This window comes from Shewanella sp. OMA3-2 (assembly GCF_021513195.1).
Lineage (GTDB): Bacteria > Pseudomonadota > Gammaproteobacteria > Enterobacterales > Shewanellaceae > Shewanella.
Map to the genome: position 1 here is coordinate 2,331,628 of NZ_CP090974.1, position 13,043 is coordinate 2,344,670.

At 39.8% G+C, this 13,043-nt stretch carries 13 protein-coding genes and 1 pseudogene; 12 read left to right on the plus strand and 2 right to left on the minus strand.

The features are described from left to right. Nucleotides 1-246: 246 nt before the first annotated feature. Nucleotides 247-453 (plus strand): hypothetical protein, encoded by a 207-nt coding sequence (locus L0B17_RS10315; protein WP_235084601.1) that lies wholly within the window; start codon nucleotides 247-249, stop codon nucleotides 451-453. A 90-nt stretch (nucleotides 454-543) separates the two neighbouring features. On the opposite strand, the gene L0B17_RS10320 is transcribed toward L0B17_RS10315, so the two are convergent. After that, nucleotides 544-1,905 (minus strand): MATE family efflux transporter, encoded by a 1,362-nt coding sequence (locus L0B17_RS10320; RefSeq protein WP_235084602.1) that lies wholly within the window; start codon nucleotides 1,903-1,905, stop codon nucleotides 544-546. Nucleotides 1,906-1,937: 32 nt separating this feature from the next. On the opposite strand from L0B17_RS10320, the gene L0B17_RS10325 reads away from it, so the two are divergent. Continuing rightward, nucleotides 1,938-2,552: a riboflavin synthase subunit alpha gene (locus L0B17_RS10325; protein ID WP_235084604.1), complete on the plus strand. Its 615-nt coding sequence runs from the start codon at nucleotides 1,938-1,940 to the stop codon at nucleotides 2,550-2,552. A 297-nt stretch (nucleotides 2,553-2,849) separates the two neighbouring features. Here L0B17_RS10325 and L0B17_RS10335 read toward each other — a convergent pair whose 3' ends face one another. Beyond that, entirely contained in the window at nucleotides 2,850-3,050 is a 201-nt protein-coding gene (locus L0B17_RS10335; RefSeq protein ID WP_235084606.1) for a CPXCG motif-containing cysteine-rich protein, read from the minus strand. A 304-nt stretch (nucleotides 3,051-3,354) separates the two neighbouring features. On the opposite strand from L0B17_RS10335, the gene thrS reads away from it, so the two are divergent. The 10 genes and pseudogenes from thrS (at nucleotide 3,355) to L0B17_RS10385 (ending at nucleotide 13,043) form a co-directional block, all read left to right on the plus strand. Next, nucleotides 3,355-5,283, plus strand: a complete 1,929-nt coding sequence (gene thrS / locus L0B17_RS10340) for a threonine--tRNA ligase (RefSeq protein WP_235084607.1) — start codon at nucleotides 3,355-3,357, stop codon at nucleotides 5,281-5,283. A 3-nt stretch (nucleotides 5,284-5,286) separates the two neighbouring features. After that, nucleotides 5,287-5,829, plus strand: coding sequence for a translation initiation factor IF-3 (infC, locus tag L0B17_RS10345; RefSeq protein ID WP_268834041.1), 543 nt, complete (start codon nucleotides 5,287-5,289; stop codon nucleotides 5,827-5,829). 84 nt (nucleotides 5,830-5,913) lie between these two features. Continuing rightward, nucleotides 5,914-6,108 carry a 50S ribosomal protein L35 gene (gene rpmI, locus L0B17_RS10350; RefSeq protein WP_055023949.1) on the plus strand — a complete coding sequence of 65 codons (195 nt, stop codon included), beginning with the start codon at nucleotides 5,914-5,916 and terminating at the stop codon, nucleotides 6,106-6,108. A gap of 18 nt (nucleotides 6,109-6,126) precedes the next feature. Next, nucleotides 6,127-6,486, plus strand: coding sequence for a 50S ribosomal protein L20 (rplT, locus tag L0B17_RS10355; RefSeq protein WP_226415616.1), 360 nt, complete (start codon nucleotides 6,127-6,129; stop codon nucleotides 6,484-6,486). 499 nt (nucleotides 6,487-6,985) lie between these two features. Beyond that, a complete protein-coding gene (locus L0B17_RS10360; protein WP_235089744.1) occupies nucleotides 6,986-8,890 on the plus strand; it encodes an ATP-dependent DNA helicase in 1,905 nt (634 codons plus the stop codon). A 42-nt stretch (nucleotides 8,891-8,932) separates the two neighbouring features. After that, nucleotides 8,933-9,639, plus strand: a pseudogene (gene tsaB / locus L0B17_RS10365) (tRNA (adenosine(37)-N6)-threonylcarbamoyltransferase complex dimerization subunit type 1 TsaB). 337 nt (nucleotides 9,640-9,976) lie between these two features. Then, nucleotides 9,977-10,417, plus strand: a complete 441-nt coding sequence (locus L0B17_RS10370) for a hypothetical protein (protein WP_235084608.1) — start codon at nucleotides 9,977-9,979, stop codon at nucleotides 10,415-10,417. A 154-nt stretch (nucleotides 10,418-10,571) separates the two neighbouring features. Next, nucleotides 10,572-11,246, plus strand: coding sequence for a M50 family metallopeptidase (locus L0B17_RS10375; protein ID WP_235084611.1), 675 nt, complete (start codon nucleotides 10,572-10,574; stop codon nucleotides 11,244-11,246). Nucleotides 11,247-11,333: 87 nt separating this feature from the next. Next, nucleotides 11,334-12,116: a class I SAM-dependent methyltransferase gene (locus L0B17_RS10380; RefSeq protein WP_235089746.1), complete on the plus strand. Its 783-nt coding sequence runs from the start codon at nucleotides 11,334-11,336 to the stop codon at nucleotides 12,114-12,116. Nucleotides 12,117-12,173: 57 nt separating this feature from the next. After that, entirely contained in the window at nucleotides 12,174-13,043 is an 870-nt protein-coding gene (locus L0B17_RS10385) for an alpha/beta fold hydrolase (protein WP_235089748.1), read from the plus strand.

Consider the following 13,043-nt stretch of genomic DNA (forward strand, 5'->3'; position numbering starts at 1 on the left):
TAAAATTGCTGATAATTTTTGTAACAATATACGATTCTCGATATGAGAAATAGAAAGTTTAAAGGTGACATTCTGATAGTTTGGCATAGGTTAGAAATAGGTTGCGGGTTCAGATTAACGCTGAAAACCTTGGTAGCACATTCAAAGTGATACGCTATGGCCACACATGACCTTTATGTTGATAATTAAGCGATCAAAGCCTGTCGGTGGGCATATACTCCAAAGTAAGACAACCAGGATAATAAGATGGACAGTACAACAATGATCATGTGGAGCGTATTATTTGGTGCGATTGGGATGGGGTATTTTATTTATGGCAAACGCCAACAAGCTATTGTTCCGTTATGCATTGGTATGGTCTTAATGGTGTTTCCGTATTTTGTTGCCAGTGTGGCTAGCTTAGTTATAGTCGGTATTGTGTTAGTTATAATACCGTATTTCTTGCGCCACTAATTGTTGTATGTTGATAAGCTATTTACGCCGCTCACGCAAACATGTTGAATGAGCGGCCTAGTTTCAAATCTAGACTAATCAATATTTTATTTAATCTAGTTCAACAAAAATAATGCCTTTGCGCTGAATGTAGATCAATCTCCAACCAAATAAAACCGCTGCTGCTGTGAGCCCTGCTATGAGTCCTATCCAGAATCCATGTGCGCCCATAGCGGGAACAATATAGTCGGTATATGCCAATACATACCCTAATGTCATGCCGATAAACCAATATGAAAATAAGGTAATATAGAACGCGCTACGAGTGTCTTTATAACCACGTAATGCCCCTGCGGCGACAACCTGAATAGAATCTGATATTTGATATAAAGCAGCCATTAGCATCAGGCTACCCGCTAATGCGACAACCTCTGGGTTATCATTATATAGTAGTGCTATTTCATGTCTAAATACTACGGTTGAAATAGCGGTTAACATAGCCAGAGAGAAGGATAAACCTAAGCCAACGTAAGTGACTAATTGCGCTATATCGGTCCTTTCTCGGCCAAGATAATACCCAATGCGAATGGATGCCGCGATACCAATGGATAAGGGCAGCATGAACACAATAGATGAAAAATTTAACGCAATTTGATGGCTTGCTACGACATTTGCTCCCATTGGTGCTAGAAATAATGCAATAACCGCAAATAGACTGACCTCAAAGAATAGTGCCATTGCAATAGGAAATCCCAGTTTGCTCATCGATTTAATCGTGGTCCACTTAGGGGCGTAAAATTGCTTAAAGGGAGCAATATCAATAAATTTCTTATCAATTAGCATATATATGGTCATAGCAATCAACATTGCCCAGAAGACCATCGCGGTTGCCACCCCACACCCAGCGCCGCCCATGGCTGGCACCCCAAATTCACCATAAATAAAGATGTAATTTGCAGGAATATTGACCGCTAAGCCAACAAATCCAATCACCATAGTAGGTAAAGTGTAAGATATGCCTTCGCTGCAACCTCGAAGTACTTGATATAAAGCAAATGCAGGTGCGCCCCAAAGGATGCCATCAATATAACCGACAGTTAAGCTATGTAACTGTGGTTCTAAATCCATTAAATCTAAAATATAGCTCGAAGAGGCTAAAAATAACATCACACCCAAAGCACCAATTATGGCAATATAACCAGCTTGAAACAGTAAATTAGGGATCACCTTTTGATTATCTGCGCCGTGATGTTGTGAAAATACTGGTGTGAAGGCCATCAATAGGCCTTGAACAAATAAAATCGCCGGTAACCATAAACTTGTGCCGACGGCAACAGCCGCCATATCGACAGCGCTAACTCGTCCAGCCATGACAGTATCAATAAAACCCATCATAGTTTGAGTTACTTGAGCGATTAATATCGGTAAAGCGAGTTGTATTAAGCGCTTGGCTTGAAAGCCGGTGTTATTCATATTTGAGCCTATTATTAAACGAGAGTTATTTTATGTTTACAGGAATTGTACAAGCCACGTGTGAAGTGGTATCGGTTCAACAGCAAGCTGGATTGAAACGTTTTGAAATTGCGTTTAAACCTGAATTGCTAACAGGATTACAAACAGGTGCCAGTGTTGCAACCAATGGCGTTTGCTTAACAGTAACTAAGATAGCGAATGATAAGGTTTATTTCGATGTAATGGAAGAATCATTAGGACTAACTAACTTAGATAGAGTCCAGCAAGGTGACCAAGTTAATATTGAGCGTTCGTTAACCTTTGGCAGTGAAATTGGCGGGCATATTCTTTCTGGTCACATTCATACCCAAGCGGAAGTGATATCGGTCAGTGATACTGCTGAACATTATGATATTGAGTTGGCTTTAGATACTAAGTGGAAAGATTATGTATTTTATAAAGGTTTTGTCGCTGTCAATGGCTGTAGTTTAACAGTAGGGCAACTGACAGCGCGCGGTTTTAAATTGCACTTTATCCCAGAGACACTGAGACTCACCAATATTAAAACATACCAAGTAGGCGATAAAATGAATATTGAAATTGATAGTCAAACTCAAGTTATTGTCGATACGGTTGAGCGTATTTTAGCCAAAAAGCGTGTTGATTAGTTATCAGACGATAATTTAGCTAGATATTAGGGCCTTTTTCAAGGTTGTTTTTGCAGCGAATTGTTGGCCATTTGTACAAGGCAGAGACTTTGTGGTGTCGTTATTCTACATAAAAAGTCGATAACGCAATAAAAATGACCAATAAACGCTGCCCGAAGGGGTCGACTACAAACGTTTTACTCTTTGTTGAATGCATCTTAGTGAATAAAGAGTTGCTTAGATGACCAGGCATCAATCCATTCGCCTTAATTAAAACGTTGTTAACTCGAACAAAATTCAACCAGTAAAGAGCGGGCCCTAGTAAATTTGTTCATCATCTGAACCAATAAATAATTGAATGGTTCGCCTGCTGTCATCTAAATGCATTTTTATATGGATAGGATTACAGCAGATACGGCAATCATCATAATATTCTTGATCGCCTGAACTGGCATCAATGGTTAAATGTTGATGATGACCACAATGTGGGCAGCTTATTGAGCGCGACAATAATTTCATATCTTGTGCACCTGAGATGGAGTTTAAGTTATTTTCTGAGCTTTATTAAATATAGTCCTACATTAAATATAGTCCTACTTTGGCGATTCCGCATCTAATCTAAGAGACGAATTTATTCTATCTAGGTAATAATGACAGTGGTTAAAGGTTGATCCGTCACTATGATGTCACATACAATTGAATACTACGTTTTTGGGTAACTAAGACTCTTGTACTGTCTTTATTTCAAAAATGTTTTCACAACTTTTATTCACTATTTACCAAGTGGCCCTACGTGTGGGTCACCACTGGACAAGGAATTTTCATGCCTGTTATTACATTGCCTGATGGCAGCAAACGTGAGTTTGCTAATCCCGTATCTACCCTTGATGTTGCTGCAGACATCGGCCCAGGCTTAGCAAAAGCCTGTATTGCTGGCCGTGTGAACGGTGAACTAAAAGATGCTTGCGATTTAATTTTTACCGATGCGGATTTATCTATCATCACGGCTAAAGATGAAGAGGGTGTTGAAATCCTTCGTCATTCTTGTGCGCATTTATTAGGTCATGCTATTAAGCAGCTTTGGCCTCAAACTAAAATGGCCATTGGTCCAGTTATCGATAATGGTTTTTACTATGACATCGATTTAGAGCACAAGCTTACCCAGGACGATATAGATGCGTTAGAAAAGCGCATGCTAGATCTGGCTAAAACAAACTATGACGTAGTAAAACGTGTAGTGTCTTGGCAAGAAGCCCGTGATGCATTCAGCGCGCGCGGTGAAGAATACAAAATTGCCATCTTAGATGAAAATATCAGTAAAGATGCAACGCCTGCTTTATATGACCATGAAGAATATATCGACATGTGTCGTGGTCCACACGTCCCTAACATGCGTTTTTGTCAAAACTTTAAGTTAATGAGTGTTGCGGGTGCGTATTGGCGTGGCAACTCTGATAACAAGATGTTACAACGCGTTTATGGTACGGCTTGGGCAGATAAAAAAGCCCTTAAAACGCACCTTACACGCTTAGAAGAAGCGGCTAAACGTGACCATCGTAAAATTGGTAAGCAGTTAGATCTTTATCATATGCAAGAAGAAGCACCTGGTATGGTGTTTTGGCACAACGATGGTTGGAGCATATTTTTAGAACTTGAAAAATTCATCCGTCAAAAGCTAGGTCAATACACTTATCAAGAAGTGAAAGGCCCGTTAATGATGGATCGCGTCTTATGGGAACGTTCTGGTCACTGGGATAAATACTCAGAAGCCATGTTTACCACAAGTAGCGAAAGTCGTGAATATGCCATTAAGCCAATGAACTGTCCTGGTCACGTGCAAATCTTTAATCAAGGCTTAAAGTCATACCGTGACTTGCCATTGCGTATGGCTGAGTTTGGCTGTTGTCATCGTAATGAACCATCAGGTTCATTACATGGTTTAATGCGTGTGCGTGGTTTTACCCAAGATGATGCCCATGTTTTCTGTACTGACGATCAAGTGCAAACAGAAGTGAGTGCATGTATTCAAATGGTATATGACACATATGGCACATTTGGTTTTGAAAACATTGTTGTTAAGCTATCAACGCGTCCAGAAAAACGTATTGGTGATGATGATATGTGGGACCGTGCTGAAGAGGCATTAAAGCAAGCGCTTAAAGCTAATAATATCAAATATGAGATATTACCAGGCGAAGGTGCTTTCTACGGTCCTAAGATTGAATTCACATTACATGATTGTTTAGATCGCGCTTGGCAGTGTGGTACTGTACAATTAGATTATGCATTACCAACTCGTTTGGGCGCAACGTATGTTGCAGAAGACAATAGTCGCCAAACACCAGTAATGATACATCGTGCCATTCTTGGCTCATTAGAACGTTTCATCGGTATCTTGATTGAAGAGTATGCTGGTAAATTCCCAACATGGCTTGCACCTATGCAAGTTGTAGTAATGAATATTACCGACAAACAGTCTGAATATGCTGAAGAAATTGTAAAAAACTTCAAAAAACAGGGCATTCGTGCATCTTTTGACTTGAGGAATGAGAAGATAGGCTTTAAAATACGCGAACACACCTTAAGACGTGTGCCTTATTTGTTGGTCGTAGGTGATCAAGAAATGGAGAATAAGGAAGTTGCGGTGCGTACCCGTGATGGTATCGATTTAGGTAAGCTTAAAATCGAAGATTTTGCTACCATGATACATCAACAGATTTCGCTCCGTAGTCTAAAATTGTTGGAGGAATAGGTCATAAAGATCAAAAGAACAGCAGGGCGACAACCAGCGCCTAATAGAATCAATGATGAAATCACCGGTGTTCCTGAAGTCCGTTTATCGGATCTAGAAGGTGAGCCCATTGGTATCGTTAGCATTAAAGAAGCTCAAAGCGTCGCGGATGAAGCAGGGGTAGACCTTGTTGAAATCAGTCCAAACGCTGAGCCTCCAGTTTGTCGCATAATGGACTACGGTAAGTTCCTTTTTGATAAAGCGAAAGCGCAAAAGGAACAAAAGAAGAAGCAGAAGCAGGTCCAGGTTAAGGAAATAAAATTCCGTCCTGGAACTGATATAAACGACTATCAGGTAAAACTACGCAACCTGATTCGTTTTCTAGAAGATGGGGACAAAGCGAAAATTACGCTGCGTTTCCGTGGTCGCGAAATGGCACACCAAAACCTAGGTATGGATCTTTTGAACCGTATCAAGGCTGATTTGGAAGAATATGCGGTTGTTGAATCTTTCCCGAAAATGGAAGGTAGACAAGCAATTATGGTGCTAGCACCTAAAAAGAAATAGTAGGGCAACCTAAAAGTAGCAAAAGTCTCTTGAGGCTTTTGCTCGCCTTACGTTTATTAAATATCCCAATGCGGAGTTTTAGAAATGCCTAAAATGAAAACAGACAAGGGTGTACAAAAGCGCTTCAGAAAAACCGCTAATGGTTTCAAGCGCAAACAAGCACACTTACGTCATATTTTGACCAAGAAGAGCACTAAGCGTAAACGTCACTTACGTGCAAAATGTTTAGTAGCCAAGTCTGATGTGCCAGCAATTGCACGTCAACTACCATACGCTTAATTAAAGGAGCAATGAACAATGCCTAGAGTTAAGCGTGGTGTAACCGCTCGTGCTCGTCACAAAAAAGTACTTAAACTAGCTAAAGGTTATTATGGCGCTCGTAGCCGTACTTTCCGTGTTGCTGTTCAAGCAGTAACTAAAGCTGGTCAATATGCTTACCGTGACCGTCGTCAAAAGAAACGTCAATTCCGTCAATTATGGATTGCGCGTATCAATGCGGCTTCTCGTCAAAATGGCCTGTCTTACAGCCGTTTCATTAACGGTTTGAAAAAGGCGTCTATCGAAATCGATCGTAAGATTTTGGCTGACATCGCTGTATTCGATAAAGTTGTATTTACAATTTTAGTTGAAAAAGCAAAAGAAGCTTTAACTAAGTAATTAGTTAATCGGCTTTGAAAAAGGAACCTTAGGGTTCCTTTTTTTATGCCATTTTGCGAGCTAATCTCAGTTTGGGATAATAGACGCTTACCAAATAGCTTTTGAGGTTGCTAACAGCGTTACATTCACGTGCCGTAGGCCAACTATTGACGTGTTAAATTTAGCGTAAAACGTCATTAGCGGCTTTCCTTAACCATCATAAGACATCAGCTAAAGTAAACTCAGAATGGTGTATATGTTCAACCTAAATTAATTCGGTTTGATTAATCATCTTTTATCAGCATAATAGCTCGTCGATTGCTAAACATAATTGAGTAGCAATAGGCACTCAGTCATTTAAATGATAGTTTTACTCCCGATAAAGTCTATTTTTGGCTTAGTTATCTAGTTTTATTCATTAAAGTTGATGCATTAAACTTAAATCACCTATGAGTAGCTTAATAAACCCGTGAAATCTAATACTTGTCAAACTCCCTCCAAGCTAGCGAGTTTAACCACCATGGTGGCCGCAGAATTTAGTGAAGGTGGCGCATTGTCACGTCACGTACATCAATATCGTAGTCGTCAAACTCAAACCGATATGGCCCTAGCGGTAAGTGAAGCTATCGTAAAAAAAATAAATTTAATTTTAGAGGCAGGGACTGGTGTCGGTAAAACTTTTGCCTATCTTATTCCGGCATTATTAAGCGGCAAACAAGTGGTGGTGAGCACGGGCAGTAAAAATCTACAAGAACAATTATTTTTAAAAGATTTACCTGCATTATTAACCATGTTGGATATTCAACCAAGAATTGCATTACTTAAGGGACGTAGTAACTATTTGTGCCAATTGCGTTTAGATAAACAAATGCAGTATGCAAGTCAATATAGTGAGCAGGCTTTAGATGATTTACTCAAAATTAACCAGTGGGCAGTACTGAGTAAAGATGGTGATATAGGTAATTTAACGTCAGTCTCTGAAAATTCTCCCATTATCCCCAGCGTTGTCAGTACAAAAGAAAGTTGTACCGGAAAAAAATGTGATTTTTATGACGTGTGTTTTACCCGTAAAGCACGAGTGAAAGCCATGGACGCTAAACTGGTGGTGGTGAATCATCATTTATTTTTTGCTGATAGATTGCTCAAAGACACCGGCTTTGCAGAGCTTCTGCCTGATCCTGATGTTGTTATTTTTGATGAGGCTCATTTAATTCCCGATATTTGTATTAGTTATTTTGGTAGTCACGTCAGTAGTCGCGAAATTGATAAACTGTTAAACAGTTTGGTGATGATTCATAAGCTTAAAATTCGCGACAGCATTCAGATTGAACACTTTGCTAATCGCTCAATAATGCAACTAGCTCAGTGGCATAATGAGATGTTTGATAGCGGTAAAACCGATTGGCGCCAGGTATTATCGACTAAAGCACTCATTGTTAGTGCTTGGGCATTACATCAATCATTAACCGAGTTAAGTGAATTACTTATGCATCACTTAGGTCGTGACGATGATTTAGATAATGCTTTTGAGCAGCTCCATGATTTAAATGATAGGTTAAAAATATTTTTTGAATGCCAAGACCCCCAAGCGGCTTACAGTGTTGAATATGGACCACGATTTATCACACTTCGCGCTTCACCTATTAATGTGGCTAAGCAATGTGAGCTGTTGTTTGACCCTAAAATAAGTTGGATTTTTACCTCGGCAACACTGCAAGTTAACCGCCAGTTAAATCATTTTGCAAAAGAATTAGGTTTACATAAAGCAACTCAAATTATTTTAGACAGTCCATTTGATTATCCAAATCAGGCGATGTTCTGTGTGCCTAGGCATTTAGGGAAAGTAGGGCAAACGCAAAATAGTGCTAAACAATTGGTTGAGGTTTGTGTAAAAGCAATTAATGCAGCGCAGGGGCGCACGTTTATCTTATTCACTAGTCATAGCATGCTAGAGCAAGTTGCTGGATTATTGCGCAGCCAAGTTAGTTACCCTTTACTGGTACAAGGGCACGCCAGTAAGCAAAGTTTACTGAATAAATTTCGTCAATTAGGCAATGCTGTGTTACTCGGTACGGGCAGTTTTTGGGAAGGAGTCGATGTCAGGGGGAAATTACTCAGCTGTGTGATTATTGATAAGCTACCATTCGTTTCTCCAGATGATACTTTATACCGCGCAAGGGCTGCCAGTGTAGAAAGACAAGGGCTTGACCCTTTTGTAACGATTTCGTTGCCGCAAGCTGTGATTGCATTAAAACAGGGTGTTGGCCGATTGATCCGTGATGAGAAAGACCGTGGGGTGTTGATTTTATGCGATAACCGCATTGTAAACCGACCTTATGGGCAAGCTTTTATTAATTCTTTGCCACCAATGCACCGTACACGTGATTTAGATAGTGCGTTACACTTTTTAAAACAAATTCCATAAGTTATCATAGCAACCTAATTTTGTTCCAGATTGGTTGTAAACATGACATTTCACACTCCACTGCGTGTTCTTGCGCTTGATACCTGCACCGAGTCATGCTCTGCTGCGCTGACTATTGATGGTAAGGTTTATTCCCGCACAGTTGATGCACCGCGTGAACACAGTCAACGTATACTGCCAATGGTAGATGAATTACTTAAAGAAGCTCAAGTAAAGCTAGTTGATGTTGATGTTATTGCTTATGGTCGTGGCCGGGTAGTTTTACTGGTATTCGCATTTGTACCAGCATGACCCAAGGTTTAGCCTTGGGAACCGATTTACCTGTTATTGGTATTTCAACATTAGCCGCTATGGCCCAAATGGCGATAACGCTTCATGAGGCGGAGCAAGTATTTTGTACCATTGATGCACGTATGAATGAAGTGTATGTTGGTCAATTTATTGCCAAAGAGGGTATTGCTATTTTGGTTGGCATTGAGCAAGTTTGCGCGCCGCAAGAGGTTGAGCTGCTCTTAGATGGTAATAAAGCTATTATTGCTTGTGGTACAGGGTTTGATGCGTATCCAGCGTTACTTGAGTTGGCTGATAATATTCAATTATATGAAGATCTTAAATACCCTGATGCTAAAGCAATGATCACTTTGGCTGAATATGGCGTGAGTCAAAAGTTGCATACCAGTGTAGATGAGCTTGCCCCAGTGTACATTCGTGATAAAGTGACTTGGAAGAAGCTACCGGGTAGAGAGTAACTCTTTAAAAAATTCTCCTAAGTTATTTAAATGGCAGCAAACGAATAAGACAGTAGCGAAAGTCATAAAGATGATTAACTTAATTAGTGTCATGTTAAAGCCATATTTTCTTCATGTATTTAAACTGAGCAGATCACGACAATAGCATAAAGTGATAACTTTGCTAAACTGATTAGGATCCAATCGATTTGCTGTAATGCGTAATGAGCGTCTGGCTAAGTTATATTTAAGTTATTAACGTTGGTGCTTTGTAAGCTTAATTGATTTAAGCTTACAAAGTTAAATAATACTGTAGTGATTTGTACAGCAGATAAAAATATTCTCGAGATTAGCAAGAATGCAGATAAATCAGTCATCGGTTCATCAAACAGCCACTCAACAAGGCATTAAAACGTCTTTGAGTCAGGCGGTTGCGGGTAATCGTCCGCTAGAATCAATAACTGATATTAACTCAATCAATTCAAATCAAACCGTTAAAAATAATATTCTTCCAGGTCAACCTTCAACCAATGATATCAAAGTTGATGTAGAAGCGTCTTCATTAAGTCAGCAAGAAAGAGAACAAACGGTTGAGAAGTCGGGCTTATTTGAGTTTAAAGGCAACACGCAGCTTTTTGACAGCGCAACCATTATTGTGTCCGACAGCCAACAAAATCAAGTCGAATACGATCGTGATAAACAGCCTAATCGTGGTGCAATTGATGTGTATCTGATGACTCAGCATGCTGCGAAGCGAGATGAAATTCAACAGATGGTCGGGGTTGATCTTTACGCTTAATTCATCAACCAGTGTTAAGCAGTTTGATTCTTTTTCTATTTCTTTAAGTGCTTTATAACAACGACTTGGTATCTTAATGCTTAATAAGCATTCCCTCTGTAAGACAATTCTGATTTACTAACCTCAATTATTCTATAAATAATCATAAATATTAATGGCCCCTCTAAATCGTAATAGCATATTAGCTTCATCATCTGGCATTCCTAGTCGTGGCCGGTTTGTACTGGAACTGATAGTGGCTTTTTTATTAACACGGCTGCCTTTTATTAGCGTGCCTTTTAAATGGTTTGAAAGTTATTTTCATGAATTGTCCCATGGCTTAGCAACCATAATGTCAGGGGGCGTCGTCAGCTCTATTGCGCTGTTCCCTAATGGGGCTGGGCTTTGTTATAGCCAAGGAGGCAATGCGATATTCATAGCATTTGCAGGTTATTTAGGCGCTGCTTTGTGGGGCTATCTGATCTTTCTGTTAGCCACTTGGCGTGATGGTATTCGATTTACCTTGTCATTATTGGCTATTACTCTTTTAGGGTCGATTGTGTTGTGGGCAAGAGACTTACTCACTATTGCCATTTTATTGTGTTTAACTGGACTTATTTTGTTACCACTTAAATTAAAAAATAGTCGCCCTTTAAATAGTTTGCTGCGTATATTAGGCTTGATGATAATCCTAAATGCTATGGCGAGTCCCATGGTGTTATTTGGTTTGGCAGGCCAGGGAGATGCTGTAGCACTGGCGCAAATGACTTGGATCCCAGCTTGGATTTGGGTTGTTATTTGGTTAGTGGTGAGTTGTGGTATGTTATGGCTTAGTTGGCAAAAAAGTTGATTCAATAAAAAGGAATGTTAAATGAAACATAAAATAGCACTCGCGCTAGCGGTTAGCTTCGCAACAGTGGGAATGTATTCAACCGCAATGGTTACTTCTGTACAAGCTGAAGAAATTAAAGTTAATGACGCATTAGCGGCAGCCGTAACAAGTGATTTTAGAACCGAGTCGAATAAATTAAGAGACAGCGCGCGTCATCCTGCAGAAACGTTAGCTTTTTTTGACATTAAAGCAGATCAAACTGTGATTGAGCTTTGGCCTGGTGGCGGTTGGTATGCAGAGATCCTCGCCCCCTATTTGGCTAAAAATGGTCAATATGTTGCGGCAAACTTTGAAACTAAGCCTGCCGAGGACAACCGTCAAACAGAGTATTATAAATCAGCAGGTGTAAAGTTTGAAAAATGGGTGGCAGACAATAAAGCATCTGTTGGTAATGTACAGTTTGTGACGTTAAGCCCACCTGAAAAATTTAACTTGGGTAAAGACAATTCAGCCGATCATGTATTGACCTTCAGAAACCTACATAACTGGGCAATGAAAGGGCAATTAGAAGGCGTATTTAATGCGGCTTATGCAGTACTAAAAGATGGTGGTACTTTTGGTGTAGTTGAGCATAGAGCGAATGTCGGTATGGCTGCAGAAAGTGGCTATATGGAGCAAAATCAAATGGTCGAATTAGCTAGGAAATCAGGTTTTGAATTGCTAGCAAGTTCGGAAGTGAATGCTAATACCAAAGATACCAAAGATTATCCTAAAGGCGTGTGGACATTACCACCACGCCTTGCAATGGGTGATGAAGATAAACAAAAATATCTTGATATCGGTGAAAGTGACCGGATGACATTAAAGTTTATTAAAAAAGCGAAGTAAGCTATGCAATTAGATGAGTCAAAGCACTATTCCACAGCAGTGGAACAAGGTCAGCCGATGACAATAGCTTTGGCTCATTTAACGTTATCGGCTATCCGTTATGGTGATGCCGATAAGCCTATTATTTTGGCCTGTCATGGATGGTTAGATAACTTAAACAGTTTTATCCCCTTGGCCGAGGCTTTTTTACAATCAGATCTAGCTAACCACCATCAACTCATCACTTTTGATTGGCCAGGACACGGTTTTTCAGACCACAGACCAGGACAATATCCACTGCACTGGGTGGATTATTTGTATGATTTGCATGCGCTTATTAATTTTATTCAACCGGATCTAGCTCAACCAATCATTCTATTAGGCCACTCCCTTGGCGGCATTGTTGCAAGTGCTTATAACGCTAGTTTTCCCCAACGAGTATCTCAATTAATTCTTATCGAAGCGCTTTCTCCCTTATTCGAAGCTGCAAATAATAATGCATCAAGAATAAGTCGCAGTTTTACCCAACATACTCATTTACTCACTAAGCCGTTAAAAACCGACACTAAAGGGTATGCGTCAATTGACATCGTGGTAAAAGCGAGACAACAACTGACAGGGATGGATCAAATATGGTGTCGACTTATTGCTAAAAGAAATCTTGAGTATATTGATAATCTTTACTATTGGCGCAGCGATCCTCGGTTAAAGTTAGACTCAGTTTATAGAATGAGTTTCGAACAAGTCGATGCATTAATGAGCCAAAGCACTACTGATACCTTGTTAGTGTTAGGACAAACGGGTTTTAAGCAGTTAAAATCAGCTCAACCACAGGCTAGAAAATGGTTTAAACATCTTGAAATAGCCGAAATAGACGGCGATCATCATCTGCATATGGGGAATGCTGTTGGATTACTCAGATTGATTCGAGCTTTTATTCTAAAATAA

What these genes read in the sequence shown, in the direction of transcription:
- L0B17_RS10315 (WP_235084601.1), top strand. Translation starts at nt 247, where the DNA reads ATGGACAGTACAACAATGATCATGTGGAGCGTATTATTTGGTGCGATT.
- L0B17_RS10320 (WP_235084602.1), bottom strand. Translation starts at nt 1,905, where the DNA reads ATGAATAACACCGGCTTTCAAGCCAAGCGCTTAATACAACTCGCTTTA.
- L0B17_RS10325 (WP_235084604.1), top strand. Translation starts at nt 1,938, where the DNA reads ATGTTTACAGGAATTGTACAAGCCACGTGTGAAGTGGTATCGGTTCAA.
- L0B17_RS10335 (WP_235084606.1), bottom strand. Translation starts at nt 3,050, where the DNA reads ATGAAATTATTGTCGCGCTCAATAAGCTGCCCACATTGTGGTCATCAT.
- thrS (WP_235084607.1), top strand. Translation starts at nt 3,355, where the DNA reads ATGCCTGTTATTACATTGCCTGATGGCAGCAAACGTGAGTTTGCTAAT.
- rpmI (WP_055023949.1), top strand. Translation starts at nt 5,914, where the DNA reads ATGCCTAAAATGAAAACAGACAAGGGTGTACAAAAGCGCTTCAGAAAA.
- rplT (WP_226415616.1), top strand. Translation starts at nt 6,127, where the DNA reads ATGCCTAGAGTTAAGCGTGGTGTAACCGCTCGTGCTCGTCACAAAAAA.
- L0B17_RS10360 (WP_235089744.1), top strand. Translation starts at nt 6,986, where the DNA reads ATGGTGGCCGCAGAATTTAGTGAAGGTGGCGCATTGTCACGTCACGTA.
- L0B17_RS10370 (WP_235084608.1), top strand. Translation starts at nt 9,977, where the DNA reads ATGCAGATAAATCAGTCATCGGTTCATCAAACAGCCACTCAACAAGGC.
- L0B17_RS10375 (WP_235084611.1), top strand. Translation starts at nt 10,572, where the DNA reads ATGGCCCCTCTAAATCGTAATAGCATATTAGCTTCATCATCTGGCATT.
- L0B17_RS10380 (WP_235089746.1), top strand. Translation starts at nt 11,334, where the DNA reads ATGGTTACTTCTGTACAAGCTGAAGAAATTAAAGTTAATGACGCATTA.
- L0B17_RS10385 (WP_235089748.1), top strand. Translation starts at nt 12,174, where the DNA reads ATGACAATAGCTTTGGCTCATTTAACGTTATCGGCTATCCGTTATGGT.